Origin of the sequence: Flavobacterium covae, assembly GCF_001534645.1 — a bacterium.
Lineage (GTDB): Bacteria > Bacteroidota > Bacteroidia > Flavobacteriales > Flavobacteriaceae > Flavobacterium > Flavobacterium covae.
Window position 1 is genome coordinate 1,429,648 of record NZ_CP013992.1, and the last position, 16,119, is coordinate 1,445,766.

Consider the following 16,119-nt stretch of genomic DNA (forward strand, 5'->3'; position numbering starts at 1 on the left):
TTTTAACTCCAAATCTAAAGTCTAAAGAAATAAAAATTTCTTTAAACTACATCCTTAAATTAATGTTAATGAATTACAAAGAACATTTAGATCATAAAATTTTTGAAATTGTATCACAAGCCGCTCAATTACTGAACTTAGAATGTTATGTAATTGGCGGTTTTGTACGTGATATAATTTTAAAACGTAATCATAAAAAAGATATTGATATAGTAACCGTTGGAAGTGGAATAGAACTTGCATTAAAAGTTTCAGAACTCATCCCTAATAACCCTAAAGTTCAAGTTTTTAAAAATTATGGTACCGCCATGCTTCGATATGAAGACATGGATATTGAATTTGTTGGTGCTAGAAAAGAAAGTTATAATTTTGACAGCCGAAAACCTGTTGTAGAAAATGGAAGCTTAAAAGATGACCAAGAGCGAAGAGACTTCACAATCAACGCATTAGCTTTTTCATTAAACACTCCTAACTTTGGAGATTTAGTAGATCCTTTTAATGGTGTTATAGACTTAGAAAAAAAAATCATCCGTACACCTCTCGATCCAGATATAACATATAGTGATGATCCTTTACGTATGATGCGAGCTATTCGTTTCGCTTCACAATTAAATTTTTATATTGAATCCGAGTCAATTGATTCAATAAAAAGAAACAAAGATCGAATCCATATCATCTCTGGAGAAAGAATTGTAGATGAATTAAACAAAATTCTACTCTCCGCAAAGCCATCAATCGGATTTTTATTATTATATCAAACAGGTTTATTAGATATTATTTTACCAGAATTAACGGCCTTAAATAATGTAGAAGAAATTGAAGGACATACCCATAAAAATAATTTTTATCATTCTTTAGAAGTAGTAGACAATATTTGTTCAAATACTGATGATTTATGGTTAAGGTGGTCTGCTCTACTACATGATATAGGAAAAGCACCCACTAAAAAATTCCATAAACGACAAGGTTGGACTTTTCATGGACACGAATTTTTAGGAGGAAAAATGGTAAAAAATATTTTTATCCGATTACACATGCCTCTGAATCATAAAATGAAATTTGTTCAAAAAATGGTTCAGATGAGTTCCCGTCCAATCATCTTAGCCCAAGATATAGTTACTGATAGTGCTGTTAGAAGACTCGTTTTTGACGCAGGTCAAGATGTAGAAAGTCTAATGACCTTATGCGAAGCCGATATTACAACTAAGAATGCAAAAAAATTTCAAAAATATCACAACAATTTCAAAATCGTCCGTGAAAAAATTATTGAAGTAGAAGAACGTGATCGCGTAAGAATTTTTCAACCTCCCATCACAGGAGAAGAAATCATGGAAATTTTTGATTTAAAACCTTCTAAAGAAATCGGTATTTTAAAAGAAGCTGTAAAAGAAGCCATTTTAGAAGGAGAAATTCCTAATGAATACGAATCTGCCTTAGCTTTTGTTTTACAAAAAGCCAAGACAATGGGATTAAAAAGAGTAAACTAAATTATGCAAAATCATACATGATTTAAATCATACGTTTTAATATTTTTTTTTAATGATTTTGTATTAAAAAAACAAAAATGAAATTTATAAAAATAGCAAAAACAGCACTTATTTTAGTCTATTTAGTTGTAATAGCTGGTGCATTAGTTAGAATGACAGGTTCTGGTATGGGATGTCCAGATTGGCCAAAATGTTTTGGTTATTATATCCCTCCAACTAATATACAAGAATTAACTTGGACAGAAAACAGATTGTTCAAAAAAGGACAAGTTATCATTAAAAACGAACAACTATTAGTAGCCAAAGAAGATTGTGTAACTGGCAAAAAATTTGATGCTACACAATGGAATAAATATACTAAACACGATTATGCAGAGTTCAACCCAACCCATACTTGGGTTGAATACATCAACAGACTCTTTGGTGCCTTATCTGGTTTTGCTTGTTTAGCTATGTCATTCTACTCTCTTGGCTATTGGAAAAAAAATAAGTTAATACCTATTTTATCATGGCTTGTTGTTTTTATGATGGGGTTTCAAGCGTGGCTTGGAGCAACTGTGGTTTATTCTGTATTAAACCCTGTAAAAATAACCCTTCACATGATAATGGCTTTAGTTATTATAGCCTTCATTATTTATATCATCTTTTTAGCAGATCTAAAATCTAACTCAAAAATACCAGATAATACCTTCCGAAATTTACTATGGGCAACTATTACTATGACATTAATACAAGTTGTTTTAGGAACACAAGTTAGGCAATTCATAGATGAACAAGTAAAATCAGGAATAGAAAATCCAACATTATGGTTGTCCAATCCTCAAATATCGTTTTATATACACAGAAGCTTTTCTATTTTAGTGCTAGCAACTAACCTATTTTTATATTTTAGAAATAAAAAACTAAATCTTGGTTTTAAGGAAATGAATTGGGTCTTATTATTGTTAGTCCTTGAAATTCTTTCGGGGATTTTTATATACTATCTAAATTTTCCTTTTGGTTCACAAACTATACACCTTGTATTAGCATCTATTCTTTTTGGAATTCAATTTTATATACTACTCCAATTTAAACAAAAAAACAATATCTCTTTCTAAATTTATATGTAGAGGCTGTCCAAAAAGTAATAAATCAACATGCAATTTGTCACTCCGTAATGAGGAATCTCATAATCAACATTATGTAATTTCTCCCTTTGGTCGAAATGAAAGATTGCGAACTTTTTGAACAGTCTCTTTTTATTTTTCTTACCTCCTTTATAATAAAAATACAAAATCTAAACCTAATAAAAACTAGAGAAATACTCTTCCTATCCAAGATGTTTATACTTCCTCAAAAAATCACACATAAAAACAACATATTCTAAAAAATTATTTTGAATACGACACTTAACTTATTATTTTTACCAGACTAAACATATATACCATGTCACACACTATATTATCACTCCAAAATGTAACTATTTATCAAGAAGGAAATAAGATTTTATCAGACGTTAATTTAAATATTAGTCCAGGTGAGTTTATTTACATTATTGGTAAAACAGGTTCTGGAAAAAGTAGTTTAATGAAAACACTTTATGCTGATTTACCTCTTACACAAGGCGAAGGCACTATAGTAGACTATGATCTTCATGGTCTTGTAGATAATGATATTCCCTTTTTAAGAAGAAAAATAGGTATTGTTTTTCAAGATTTTAAATTACTACCCGACAGGAGTATAAATGCTAATTTACATTTTGTTTTAAAAGCTACAGGTTGGACAAATGAATTAGATATGCAAACTAAAATTGATGAAGTTTTAGAAAAAGTAGGCCTTTTAAATTTAGCCAACAAAATGCCTCATCAATTATCTGGAGGAGAACAACAACGCGTAGCCATTGCTCGTGCCCTATTAAATGACCCTGATTTAATCTTAGCAGATGAACCAACAGGCAATCTTGATCCACAAACTAGTATGGAAGTAATGGAAGTTCTTCGTAAAATTAATCAAAATGGAAAAACAATTTTAATGGCCACACACGATTATGCCCTCTTAATGAAATATCCTTCTAAAACATTAAAATGTGAAGAAGGTGCTATTTTTGAAGTGGTACAAAAAACGGCTTAAAATGATTAAAAAGCCTTTCCTGTTATTATATATTTTATTTTCTTGTATATCAAATGCACAAGAAGAAAAAAATTTCAATATTCGTTATCAAAATTATTTAAAAGGTGATATTCATTTTATTGCCAACAGTATTATTGGAAAAAAATCAGGAAAAAATGCAAATGAACCCTATAATAAAACCAATTCTAATGCCAAACTAAATGACCAAGTTGATATGGTTTATATAGATATAGACCAAGATCCTGAAACTTTTTCATCTAGTTCAGCAATATTAGAGCCTATTCATCCGAATGACAAAGTTATTTTTGCTGGATTATACTGGTGTGCTACATTTCCTGATAGAAACAATGCTATACAACCTATCAACAAAATATCTATCAAAACACCACAATCTGAAAACTATCTTACAATAGAAGGAAGTATTCTGTACGATTCAAAAGAACATAATAAACACACTACAAATACACCATACCTATGCTTTTCAGATATAACAAATCAAATTAAAAAAAATCCTTGGGGTACTTATACCGTAGCTAATATTCAAGCCAGTCAAGAAAAAATTGAAGGAGGCAGTGCCGCAGGTTGGGTACTTTATGTTATTTATGAATCTGACTCAAAACCTTACCACATAATCAGTCTATATGATGGCTTTTCTTATATCTATAATAAACCCGTTGAAATTAACTTTAAGGAATTCATTACACCAAAAACAGGTAAAATTACTCCAAAACTTACAGTAGCTGCTTTAGAAGGTGATTTAAACATTGAAGGAGACAATCTAAGAATCAATACTCCTAATACTAAAAAGTGGTTTTATATTAGTAATTCTTTAAGAGATGGTCAAAACATCTTCAATAGTAAAATTACCCATTATAACGCTGATTTTACCAAAAGAACACCTGCCTCATTAAATACCTTGGGTTATGACGTTTTTCTAGATAAAATTCAAACAAAAGAACTTTCTTTTAGTGATATTGACCAAGTTAATTTAAAAATAAGTTCTTTAGGTGATAAATTTTATGTAACTAATATTGGATTTAGCATAGAAATAGACGAAGACTTTGCGAGAAAAAAAATAGACTCAACTTCATCAAACACTCATCCAATTACACAAAACAATCTACAAATATCTAAACAAAAAAAGATTCTAAATCCAATAGATACAGATACTACACACAAAACTATAATAAAACTTCCCTCTACAAAAAATAATAGAAACCCCAAAGAAATAAAAACCTATTTATTTAATTCCACAGTAGCCCCTGAAGGCTATTATATAATTGCTAACGCCTATCAAAACATTCATTACGCTCATGATTTTGCAAATAAAATAAATAGCAAAACAATACAGCCTTTTATTTTTAAAAATCCTGACAATCAGTTATACTACTTAAGTCTAAAACATTACAAATCACAAACAGCAGCAGAAAAAGCCTATTACAACAACATCAATAATACATATTTTCAAGAATATTGGATTGCTAAAATCCAACACCCTAATACACCTTTACAAACTTCCTACAAAAATAAAACTAGAATTGAAAAAGAAATTTCAACCATAAAAATTAACAAATCCAATACCACATTAAAGCAAGGATATTATTTAGTTTCTAATGTATTTGAAATTCCTACAAATGCAACAAAGTATGTAACCTTTTTAAAAAAACAAGGACTTAAAGCATCCTTTTTTATTAATCCAATAAATAACTATTATTATACTTATCTAGAATATTATACTGATTTAGAGAAAATAAAAGCTGATTATTCATCTAATTATAACAACCTCTTTTTTGATGAATATTGGATTATGCAAGTTACATTAGAATAATAAAACTGACAAATATCATTTTACTTAGCTTTACTGTAGACTACCTTTGATAATGTAATTTATTAGGTATGTCAACATCATTAATACAAAAATATAATGTACCTGGTCCTCGATACACCAGTTATCCAACCGTTCCTTATTGGGAAAATCATGAATTTACTGCTACAGAATGGACAAAAACAGTATTGAAATCATTTCACGAAAGCAATAAGAAAGAAGGCATCAGCCTGTATATTCATCTTCCCTTTTGCGAAAGTCTTTGTACTTTTTGTGGTTGTCACAAACGTATTACTAAACGTCACGAAGTAGAAAAACCTTATATAGAAGCCCTATTAAAAGAATGGGATTTATACTGCTCTCTTTTTAGAGAAACCCCAATCGTAAAAGAAATTCACTTAGGTGGTGGCACGCCTACTTTTTTCTCTAATGAAAATCTCACTTTACTTATTAATGGAATTTTATCAAAAGCTCAAATAGCTCCTGATCATGAATTTAGTTTTGAAGGACACCCTAATAACACAACACGAGCTCACTTACAAACTCTTTATAATCTAGGATTTCGTAGAGTAAGCTTTGGCGTTCAGGATTATAGTGAAAAAGTTCAAAAAGCTATTAATAGGACTCAACCTTTTCAAAATGTAGCCAAAGTAACTTTATGGGCAAGAGAAATAGGATATACCTCTATATCACACGATTTAGTATTTGGGCTTCCCTTTCAAGGAATAGAAAATATAGTAGACACTATTGAAAAAACCAAATCACTTTTACCTGAACGATTAGCCTTTTATAGCTATGCTCATACTCCTTGGATAAAAGGCAGTGGACAAAGAGGCTTTAATGACGAAGACGTACCTAAAGACGAAGAAAAAAGAAAATTATATGAGGTAGGCAAACAACTCTTATATAAAAAAGGATACCACGAGATTGGAATGGATCATTTTTCACGAAAAAAAGATTCACTCTATATCGCTTCACAAGAAGGAAAATTACATCGTAATTTTATGGGATATACGGCATCTAAAACCCAATTAATGATAGGTCTAGGAGTTTCTTCTATTAGCGATAGTTGGTATAGTTTTGCTCAAAACGAAAAAACGATTGAAGACTACTATAACGCTTTAGCAAATAATACACTTCCTATCTCTAAAGGTCATATCCTATCAAAAGAAGATTTAGTAATCCGCAAACACATACTTAATCTAATGTGTCAATTTACTACCTCATGGGATACCAATCATTTATATCTAGATGATATGCCTCAAATTCTTATTCAATTAAAAGAAATGGAGTTAGATGGACTAGTTGTTCTTCAATCCAATGCTATAACCGTAACAGAAAAAGGAAAACCTTTTGTTCGTAATATCTGTATGGCATTTGATTTAAGATTAAAAAGAAAAGCACCTCAAACCCAATTATTTTCTATGACTATTTAATATCATTAAACAAACAAATTTTTCAGTATTAAATTTTTCTACATTTAATTATTCATTTTTAGAAATCATAAAATAATTAAAAAGGCTTAAATTTGTAATAACTATAGATAACAAAAATATGAAAAAACTAACATTGAGCTTAGGCCTTTTATTATGCCTTTTAAATTGTAAAAAAGAAATTACTCCTGAAACAAATAATACTAGTAAAAATGATACACTCTCAAAAGTAGATACTACAAACACTGAAAAAACAGCTACCAATAATGAAATTATCGAAAAAGCTAGTAATACTTATATTTACAAAGCTCTTGATGGCAAAAACTACTCCATCTATCATACTGAAGAAGAAGGCAAAAGAGTGGCTATTATATCATTAGACGAAAAAGAATTAGTTATTCTACCACAAAAAGAAGCATGGTCTAAAGGAGCCATTTACCAAGACAACAAATATAACTTAGAATGTAATGGAGATAATGCTATTCTAAAAATAGATAATAAAGATCAAAAACTTGTTTTAATAAGTCCTATAAACACAATAGCAATTAACGGAAAAGACAAAAATGATCAAATTGAATTAAGTTATATAAATACAGAAAAAATAAATTTATTACGTATTACAAAATCTGGAAAAACAACCATATATAATCAAATTGAAGCTTGGTCAAAAGGCGCAAACTATACAAATGGAATCGATACCATATCCTGTCAAGGAAATAAAACCCCAACCCTCATTAAAATAAAATCTAATGGAATAGAAACTGATTATTTTCAAAAATAATTCGAAATAAAAAATCTTTAACAATTAATTAAAATAGGGGATCTAAAAAACAGTAACTTAACGTCAGTCTCTCACCTAGACGAAAGGAAAAATCTCTTGATCAGTATCATATTTTTTTTCTATTCACTTCGTTCGAGTTTTCCTCAAATCAAGATGAAATTACGCTCTTTTATCCCCTTTTTTCACATAGAAAATATACTCCAATAAATGTAAAAAATACCAAAAATAAGATCAAAAAAAATGATTTTATGATTGCACTTCAAAATAAAATTATAAAAACTCTATAATCTTTATAAATCCATAGTACATATTTGAATAAAAAAATACTATTTTTGGCATTATGATGAATGCAAATGAAATTATAGCTTTAAAAGATTTATTAGCTAGCCCAAAAAATATTACAATTATACCTCATCGCAACCCAGATGGTGATGCTATGGGCTCAACTTTAGGATTATATCACTTCCTAAAACAGTTAGGACACAAAGCTACAGTAATAGCGCCTAATGATTTTCCAAGCTTTTTAGCTTGGCTTCCTAACTCTGAAAATGTTTTGATATACGAAAAAGAAACACAATTTTGTCAAGAACAACTTAATTCTTCTGATTTAGTTTTTACACTCGATTTTAATGCCTTACATAGAACAGGTGATCTAATGGAACGTTTTTTATCTACCCTTGATAAAACATTTGTCATGATTGATCATCATCAATTACCTGATTCTTATGCTTTTTATAAATATTCTGATACTTCTATGAGTTCTACCTGTGAAATGGTATATCATTTTATACATCACATGGGATATGAAAAATTAATAGATAGTACAATTGCCACCTGTATTTATACAGGATTAGTAACAGATACTGGTTCTTTTAGATTTTCATCTACTACAAGTACTACACATGAAGTAGCTTCTAATTTAATAAAAAGAGGAATTAAAAATGCTGAAATACACAACAATCTCTTCGATACTAGTTCCTATAACCGATTACAATTATTAGGAAAAGCTCTGCAGAATATGCAGATAATGCAAGATTATAAAACTTCTTACATCACTTTAACTCAAGAAGAATTAAACCTTTTTTCACATCAAAAAGGTGATACAGAAGGATTTGTAAATTACGGTCTCAGTATAAAAGGAATTGATTTTACTGCTATTTTTATCGAAAATAAAGAAGAAGGAATCATTAAAATCTCATTCCGCTCCCAAGGTGATTTTGACGTTAATCAGTTTGCTCGAAAATATTTCAATGGCGGAGGACATTTAAACGCAGCAGGTGGAAAATCAACTTTAAATTTAGAAGAAACCGTAAATCAATTTATTAGCATTGTTAAAGACACAAGAAAATGAAAACACTAAAAATCATTCCCCTTATAATCCTTAACATGAATTTAGTTACTTGTTGTACACAGAAACAAGAAGCTAGAAAACCTATATCACACAAAACAGGGGAATTCATGAAACAATCTATTGATCGTAATAAAAAGTTAAACAAAAATGAAGAAGAAACGATCCTTAATATGATCAAAAAAGATACTGCTCATCAGTATACCGCTTCTACAAAAGGCTATTGGTATTTTTATAATATCAAAAATACAACCGAAGCCCCCAAACCCATCAAAGGTGATCTTACATTTTTTGATTATGAAATTAAAGATATAAAAGGAAAAATAATTTATACCCAAGCCGAGCTAAAACCCCAAATATATAAAGTAGATCAACAAGATTTTATAAAAGGGCTTCAAGATGGAATAAAGTTAATGCAAAAAGGTGAAAAAGTAACCTTCTTATTGCCTTCTCACCTAGCATTTGGATACCACGGAGACAATAATAAAATAGGCATCAACCAACCTTTAATCTGTACAATTACACTAAACGATATTAAAAAGGAAAAAAACAATAAAACTATTGTTCCTTCGGATATAGAAAAAAATAATAACTAAAAATCAATTATTAACTAAAATGAGAAAAATGATAAGTTTAATTTTAAGTCTTTTTACTTTTTTATTTTCTTTTTCATCTTGTAATTCAAAAGGTGAAAATCAAACAGGCGAAGGATTATTTGCAGAAATAGAAACAAATAAAGGTAAAATAGTCGTACAACTAGAATTTGAAAAAACACCTATTACAGTAGCTAACTTTGTTTCTTTAGCAGAGGGTAAAAATCCTATGGTAGATACAAAATATAGTGGAAAACCTTTTTATGATGGACTAAAATTTCATCGTGTAATTGCCGACTTTATGATTCAAGGAGGAGATCCCGATGGTAACGGAAGCGGAGGTCCTGGATATAAATTTAAAGATGAAATCGTACAAGATCTAAAACACACAGGTCCTGGAATCCTTTCTATGGCTAACGCAGGACCAGGTACTAATGGAAGCCAATTTTTTATTACACATAAAGCAACTCCTTGGTTAGATGGTCGTCATACAGTTTTTGGTCATGTTATAACAGGACAAGAAATAGTAAATAAAATTGCTCAAGATGATAAAATCAATAAAATAACTATCATTAGAAAAGGTAGTAAAGCTAAAAAATTTGATGCAGCAAAAGTATTCAAAGAAAGTGTTGATAAAGAAATAAAAGCACAAAAAGAAATAGAAGCTAAATTACTAAAAGTAAAAGCTAATAAAACTGCTTATTTTGCTCAAACAAAAACAAACGCTACCAAATCAGATACAGGCTTATTATACCAAATAGTTTCTAAAGGAACAGGCAAAAAACCAGAAACAGGATCTACTGTATACGTTCATTATGCAGGTTATTTTGAAGATGGAACTCTATTTGATACTAGTTACGAACAAGTAGCAAAAGATTTTGGTAAACTAGACGAACGTAGAGCAGCAGCTAAAGCTTATCAACCCTTCCCTTTTCAAGCTGGTAAAAAAGAAGGGTTAATTCCAGGCTTTTTAGAAGGATTAGAAAAGATGAACCTCGGAGATAAAGCTATTTTATTTATTCCTTCTAACTTAGGTTATGGAGCACAAGGAGCAGGTGGTGTAATTCCTCCTAACACAAACTTAGTTTTCGAACTTGAATTATTAGAGAAAATGCCAGAAGCAACTCCTAGTAAATAGATAAATATAAATCATACACAAGCGGGTGTCTAAAAAGTAGGTAGTAACTTAGTGCTTAAAACGACAGGAGAAGCCTATTATAAAATAGTCATTTCTCCTTTTAGAAATAAGACTGCAAACTTTTAAGACACCCTTTCCATATTATAATCCTTATTTTTATTAGATAAATTTCTATCTATACTACTGATTCTCCAAAAGTGATTTTGAATTAAAAACCATTTCCTTTTCACCTTTTAGATCTTAAAATCTTATCATTTTATTTTAAAATTGAATAACATACTAGGGAATTTAGGAAATTCACTTCTCATAACATAATCTAAAATCATAAAAAAATCCGTTTAAAATAAAACGGATTTTAGAATTTTACTCAAAAAAATATTTGCATAAAACTTATATGTTATTTCTTTAAATGTGTATCAAAATAATCAGCAATTTTAGCATATAAATGAATTCTATCCTTTCCTCCTACATTATGCTCGTGATTAGGATATAAGAAATAATCTACCTGTTTACCTGCCTTAATACAAGCTTCAATAAAATTCATACTGTTTTGCTGTACCACTACAGGATCTTGAGCTCCATGAATGATTAACAAACGTCCTTTTAAATTTTTAGCTTTATCTAACAAAGAGGTTTTACTATAACCTTCTGGATTTTCTTGTGGCGTGTCCATATAACGCTCTCCATACATGATCTCATAGTATTTCCAATCAATTACTGGACCACCAGCAACACCTACCTTAAAAGTATCAACTTGACTTGTCATTAAGCTAGTCGTCATAAACCCACCGAAACTCCATCCAAAAACACCAACTTTATCTTGATCTACAAATGATTTTGTCTTTAAGAATTTTATACCTTCCATTTGGTCTGCCATCTCATTCACTCCTAACTGGCGATGATTTACATCACAGAATTTTTTACCACGCGAATCACTACCACGATTATCTATAGTAAATACCACATATCCTTTTTGAGCCATATATAAATCAAAATAACTAGCTCCTCCTAACCAACGATTATTAACCAATTGAGCATGAGAACCTCCGTAAACATATAACATTACAGGATATTTTTTAGTAGCATCAAAATTAACTGGATAAATAATTCTTCCGTTTAAAGGCGTTTTCCCATCAGCAGAAGTTATAGTTACCAATTCTATTTTAGGCATATCAATCTTTCCTACAAAAGGATTATCAGCTTTTAACAATTGCGTTGTTTTTTTTGATTTAATATCAACTACTGAAATTTCATTTGGCGTTGTAATATTATTATATTGATCTAATACCAGCGTTCCATCTGAAGAAACGGAAGCTGTATGAGTTCCTGAAATAATTGTTAATTGTGTTGTCTTTCCAGATTGTAAATCAACTTGGTATAACTGGCGATCTAAACCATTATTAGCTGTTCCTATATAATTCACTTTTAGTCCTTTTTCATCAAAGCCTAAAAATTCTTTCACTACTACATCATTATACCCTAAATTCTTTAATAATTTACCATCCGTATTATATAAATACATTTGATTAAATCCATTAAAATCTGTTTGGTAAATAAATTGAGAAAAATTGTTAGGTACAAAAGTCAATGCGTGCTGTGGTTCAACCCAAGTAGAGGCTTTTTCTTCAAACAGAGTTTTTACAAAAGCACCTGTTTTTGCATCATATTTATTAAATTTTAAATGATTTTGCTCTCTATTTAAAATACCTATAAAAATATGTTTTCCAGTTGGTTCCCAAGAAACCATTGTCAAATATTGATCATTTGATTCTCCTGTTTGCATTGTTACTTTTTTACCAGAAGCCAAATCAAAAATAACTAAAGAAACTTTTTCGTTATTCATTCCAACCATTGGATACTTAATATCTTTATTAACCGCCTCTGGCTCATTCCAGTTTGTTAACGGATAATTACCCACCATGGTTTCGTCTTTACGATAATAAGCTAATTGTGTTCCTGCTTCATTCCACCACATTCCTCTATCAATACCAAACTCTTGACGGTGTACGTAATCAGAGCCATTTACAATGTTTTTATCTGCATCATTTGTTACCTCTATTACATTTCCAGAAAAAGATGTAACTTTTATATTATTATCTTTTAGCCAAGCTACATTTCCATTGGATGCAAATTTTACTTGATTCCCTTCATTACTATAAGTTATAACATTTATAATTTCCTTATTAACAACATCATACGTTACCTTATAATTATTTTTTTTACCGGATATTTCTGTTTCAAATGTATCAATAGATTTCCATTCTATAGACATTGGAAAACTTCTTAACAAAAAATCATCTGAATTTATTTTAGTCTTTAAAGCTGTTTCAAAATCATGCTTTGTAGTCAAAATTGTCTCTTTCCAACCATTAGAAGCACTTTTTTCTAATAAATTTGAAAAATCTGAACTTAAATAAGTAATTGCTTTTGAATTTTTACGCCATTGTTGCGCTAATTGTGTACTGGGAGCAAACTTTCTTCCTCCTGTAACTGTCTCCTCAATAGTCAACTTTTGTGCAAATGTCATACCCCCAATCAAAAGCAAACTAAAAGTGTATTTTTTCATTAATTATTTTTTTGTAAATTATTTCCAAAAATAAGAATACTTGATAAGTTAAAATATTAATCAAAAGTTTTAGTTTTTTTTTCTAAATATAAATATAAAAGAATACTTTTAACGAAAATTTTTAAACAAATGGACATCATAGATAAAAAATTATTGAAATTACTTCAAGAAGATAGTAAACAAACCACAAAAGAACTTTCTGGAAAACTCAATTTATCCGTTACCGCAGTTTACGAACGCATAAAAAAATTAGAAAAAGACGGTACCATAAAAAAATATGTAGCATTAGTAGACCGAAAAAAAATAAACAAAAGTTATGTCGTTTTTTGTCATATTAAACTAATACAACATAATCATGAGTTTATTGCTGATTTTGAAAATGCTATTCTAAAACTAAATGAAGTTTTAGAATGTTTTCACGTCAGCGGTGATTATGATTATATCTTAAAAATTTGTGTGGCAGATATGGAAGAATATAGAGAGTTTATGGTTACCAAACTAACATCTATTAAACACATTGGAAGTACTCATTCTTCATTTATGATTGGAGAAGTAAAAAGCACAACTGTTTATGATATTTAAAGAACTAATAAAAAAAAGTATCATTTTAACTTTTATCGTTTTCTTTTTTTCTTGCTACTCCAAAGTAATTAATGAAAAAGAAAGACATCTTAATAGAAAATGGATGCTTGTAGAAATGGATTCAATCCCTTCTGAAATACTTATAAAAAATAATGCGTATATTGATATGACTATAAAAAAAGGAGAAGCATCAGCCTACTTAGGTTGTAATAAATTTAGTTTTAGTTATCGTCTTAAAAACTCTAATACATTTTCTACCACTAATATTATTTCAACCAAAATGTTTTGTAAAGAAACTATAGAAATAGAAGAAATTTTTATAAAATTAATATCAAAGGTTAATAGTTTTAACACTACAAAAGCACATCAATTAGAACTTTTTATAAATGGGGAAAAAAAAATGCGTTTTGTTGCCGCTGATTGGGATTAAATATCACAAATTATCCTAATTTTTTATATTATAAATTACTAATTTTGCAATTAATTTTTTTTAAAACAACATAAAAATAAATATTTATGAGCTCATTTGACGTAGTTGTAATAGGTTCAGGTCCTGGTGGATACGTAGCAGCAATTCGTTGCGCACAACTAGGAATGAAAACGGCTATTATTGAAAAATATACCACTCTTGGAGGTACTTGTTTAAATGTAGGATGTATACCTTCAAAAGCATTATTAGCTTCTTCTCATCATTATGAAGAATTACAACACTTTGCAGATCACGGAATTGAAGTTTCAGGTGATGTAAAAATCAACCTTCAAAAAATGATTGAACGCAAACAATCTGTAGTAGATCAAACTTGTGGTGGCGTTAAATTTTTAATGGACAAAAACAATATTACCGTATTTCAAGGTGTTGGATCATTCGAAAACGCAACTACTTTAAACATAACAAAAGAAGATGGTTCTATCGAAAAAATTGAAGCAAAAAATACGATTATTGCTACAGGTTCAAAACCATCTAGTTTACCTTTCATCAAAATTGATAAAGAAAGAATTATTACTTCTACTGAAGCTCTAAAACTACCCGAAGTCCCTAAACACTTAATCATCATTGGTGGAGGAGTAATTGGTTTAGAATTAGGTCAAGTATACTTACGCTTAGGAGCTCAAGTATCAGTAGTTGAATTCATGGACAGAATCATTCCAGGCATGGACGGTGCTTTATCTAAAGAATTAACTAAAGTATTAAAAAAACAAGGCATGAAATTCTATACTTCGCACAAAGTAAAAGAAGTGTCTCGTAATGGAAATGAAGTAATTGTAAAAGCTGATAATACAAAAGGACAAGAAATTATTTTGGAAGGCGATTATGCCTTAGTAGCCGTAGGTCGTCGTCCTTATACAGATGGTTTAAATGCTGATAAAGCTGGTGTAAAACTCACAGAAAGAGGACAAATAGAGGTAAATAATCATTTACAAACATCCACTGCTAATATTTATGCCATTGGTGATGTAATTAGAGGAGCCATGTTAGCACACAAAGCAGAAGAAGAAGGTGTTATGGTAGCTGAATATTTAGCTGGACAAAAACCTCATATTGATTACAACCTAATCCCAGGAGTAGTATATACTTGGCCAGAAGTTTCAGCTGTAGGAAAAACAGAAGAACAACTAAAAACCGAAGGTAAAAACTATAAAGTTGGCAACTTTCCTTTCAAAGCACTAGGACGTGCTCGCGCAAGTGCCGACACTGATGGTTTTATAAAAATATTAGCGGATTCTACTACTGATGAAGTATTAGGAATACACATCATTGGTGCTCGTGCTGCTGATTTAATTGCAGAAGCTGTTACGGCTATGGAATTCCGTGCTAGTGCAGAAGACATCTCAAGAATGTCACATGCTCACCCTACTTTTGCAGAAGCAATCAAAGAAGCTGCTTTAGACGCTACTGGAAAAAGAGCATTACACATCTAATCTTATCATTATTACATAAAAATATCAAGATGGGTGTCTAAAAAGTACAACTTAAATACTTCGACAATATGTGATTTTTCCCTTAGAATCGAAATAATAAAATTCTGTACTTTTAAGACACCTCATTCTTATCATCAAAAGCCTAAATAACTTATACGAAGATCGTTTTACTGTATACAGTTCTAAATAAAATCAATTCAATTTTTATCAGTAAATTTTGAATAAACACTTATAAAATTCTGTTTATTTACAAAAAATACAAAACAGATTAAAAGCTCCCTAAACAATACCTCTTAAAAATCAATAACTTACAAAAAAAACAAAAAAAAAGCCACAA

13 protein-coding genes are annotated in these 16,119 nt (G+C 29.8%); 12 read left to right on the forward strand and 1 reads right to left on the reverse strand.

All coding sequences use genetic code 11. The features are described from left to right. The first annotated feature begins 68 nt into the window (after positions 1-68). From AWN65_RS06390 to AWN65_RS06430, 9 genes are all read left to right on the forward strand, one after another. Positions 69-1,487: a CCA tRNA nucleotidyltransferase gene (locus tag AWN65_RS06390; RefSeq protein WP_060382404.1), complete on the forward strand. Its 1,419-nt coding sequence runs from the start codon at positions 69-71 to the stop codon at positions 1,485-1,487. Between the two features lie 77 nt (positions 1,488-1,564). Further along, on the forward strand, positions 1,565-2,584 hold the full coding sequence (locus AWN65_RS06395; protein WP_060382405.1) for a COX15/CtaA family protein: 1,020 nt from the start codon (positions 1,565-1,567) through the stop codon (positions 2,582-2,584). 328 nt (positions 2,585-2,912) lie between these two features. Continuing rightward, on the forward strand, positions 2,913-3,596 hold the full coding sequence (locus AWN65_RS06400) for a cell division ATP-binding protein FtsE (protein WP_060382406.1): 684 nt from the start codon (positions 2,913-2,915) through the stop codon (positions 3,594-3,596). A gap of 1 nt (position 3,597) precedes the next feature. Beyond that, a complete protein-coding gene (locus tag AWN65_RS06405; protein ID WP_060382407.1) occupies positions 3,598-5,424 on the forward strand; it encodes an SPOR domain-containing protein in 1,827 nt (608 codons plus the stop codon). 68 nt (positions 5,425-5,492) lie between these two features. After that, complete coding sequence (gene hemN, locus AWN65_RS06410) at positions 5,493-6,857, forward strand: oxygen-independent coproporphyrinogen III oxidase (protein ID WP_060382408.1); 1,365 nt, start codon at positions 5,493-5,495, stop codon at positions 6,855-6,857. A gap of 118 nt (positions 6,858-6,975) precedes the next feature. Then, positions 6,976-7,635 carry a hypothetical protein gene (locus AWN65_RS06415; RefSeq protein WP_060382409.1) on the forward strand — a complete coding sequence of 220 codons (660 nt, stop codon included), beginning with the start codon at positions 6,976-6,978 and terminating at the stop codon, positions 7,633-7,635. 340 nt (positions 7,636-7,975) lie between these two features. After that, complete coding sequence (locus AWN65_RS06420; protein WP_060382410.1) at positions 7,976-8,986, forward strand: DHH family phosphoesterase; 1,011 nt, start codon at positions 7,976-7,978, stop codon at positions 8,984-8,986. Next, a complete protein-coding gene (gene gldI, locus AWN65_RS06425; protein WP_060382411.1) occupies positions 8,983-9,579 on the forward strand; it encodes a gliding motility-associated peptidyl-prolyl isomerase GldI in 597 nt (198 codons plus the stop codon). Before AWN65_RS06420 ends, gldI begins: the two co-directional genes overlap by 4 nt. A gap of 19 nt (positions 9,580-9,598) precedes the next feature. Next, the gene (locus tag AWN65_RS06430) at positions 9,599-10,714 is read left to right on the forward strand and encodes a peptidylprolyl isomerase (protein ID WP_060382412.1); all 1,116 of its coding nucleotides are present in this window, start codon (positions 9,599-9,601) and stop codon (positions 10,712-10,714) included. Positions 10,715-11,111: 397 nt separating this feature from the next. Here AWN65_RS06430 and AWN65_RS06435 read toward each other — a convergent pair whose 3' ends face one another. After that, on the reverse strand, positions 11,112-13,280 hold the full coding sequence (locus tag AWN65_RS06435) for a S9 family peptidase (RefSeq protein ID WP_060382413.1): 2,169 nt from the start codon (positions 13,278-13,280) through the stop codon (positions 11,112-11,114). A gap of 129 nt (positions 13,281-13,409) precedes the next feature. Between AWN65_RS06435 and AWN65_RS06440 the strand changes: the two genes are divergently transcribed. The 3 genes from AWN65_RS06440 to lpdA all read left to right on the forward strand — a co-directional run bounded on the left by AWN65_RS06440 (position 13,410) and on the right by lpdA (position 15,782). Then, positions 13,410-13,862: an Lrp/AsnC family transcriptional regulator gene (locus tag AWN65_RS06440; protein WP_060382414.1), complete on the forward strand. Its 453-nt coding sequence runs from the start codon at positions 13,410-13,412 to the stop codon at positions 13,860-13,862. Then, complete coding sequence (locus tag AWN65_RS06445; protein ID WP_060382415.1) at positions 13,852-14,292, forward strand: META domain-containing protein; 441 nt, start codon at positions 13,852-13,854, stop codon at positions 14,290-14,292. Before AWN65_RS06440 ends, AWN65_RS06445 begins: the two co-directional genes overlap by 11 nt. Positions 14,293-14,378: 86 nt before the next feature. Continuing rightward, positions 14,379-15,782, forward strand: coding sequence for a dihydrolipoyl dehydrogenase (gene lpdA, locus AWN65_RS06450; RefSeq protein WP_060382416.1), 1,404 nt, complete (start codon positions 14,379-14,381; stop codon positions 15,780-15,782). Positions 15,783-16,119 lie beyond the last annotated feature (337 nt).

Bases quoted from the DNA above. Each gene is read 5' to 3' on its own strand.
- AWN65_RS06390 (WP_060382404.1), top strand. From the start codon at position 69: ATGAATTACAAAGAACATTTAGATCATAAAATTTTTGAAATTGTATCA.
- AWN65_RS06395 (WP_060382405.1), top strand. From the start codon at position 1,565: ATGAAATTTATAAAAATAGCAAAAACAGCACTTATTTTAGTCTATTTA.
- AWN65_RS06400 (WP_060382406.1), top strand. From the start codon at position 2,913: ATGTCACACACTATATTATCACTCCAAAATGTAACTATTTATCAAGAA.
- AWN65_RS06405 (WP_060382407.1), top strand. From the start codon at position 3,598: ATGATTAAAAAGCCTTTCCTGTTATTATATATTTTATTTTCTTGTATA.
- hemN (WP_060382408.1), top strand. From the start codon at position 5,493: ATGTCAACATCATTAATACAAAAATATAATGTACCTGGTCCTCGATAC.
- AWN65_RS06415 (WP_060382409.1), top strand. From the start codon at position 6,976: ATGAAAAAACTAACATTGAGCTTAGGCCTTTTATTATGCCTTTTAAAT.
- AWN65_RS06420 (WP_060382410.1), top strand. From the start codon at position 7,976: ATGATGAATGCAAATGAAATTATAGCTTTAAAAGATTTATTAGCTAGC.
- gldI (WP_060382411.1), top strand. From the start codon at position 8,983: ATGAAAACACTAAAAATCATTCCCCTTATAATCCTTAACATGAATTTA.
- AWN65_RS06430 (WP_060382412.1), top strand. From the start codon at position 9,599: ATGAGAAAAATGATAAGTTTAATTTTAAGTCTTTTTACTTTTTTATTT.
- AWN65_RS06435 (WP_060382413.1), bottom strand. From the start codon at position 13,280: ATGAAAAAATACACTTTTAGTTTGCTTTTGATTGGGGGTATGACATTT.
- AWN65_RS06440 (WP_060382414.1), top strand. From the start codon at position 13,410: ATGGACATCATAGATAAAAAATTATTGAAATTACTTCAAGAAGATAGT.
- AWN65_RS06445 (WP_060382415.1), top strand. From the start codon at position 13,852: ATGATATTTAAAGAACTAATAAAAAAAAGTATCATTTTAACTTTTATC.
- lpdA (WP_060382416.1), top strand. From the start codon at position 14,379: ATGAGCTCATTTGACGTAGTTGTAATAGGTTCAGGTCCTGGTGGATAC.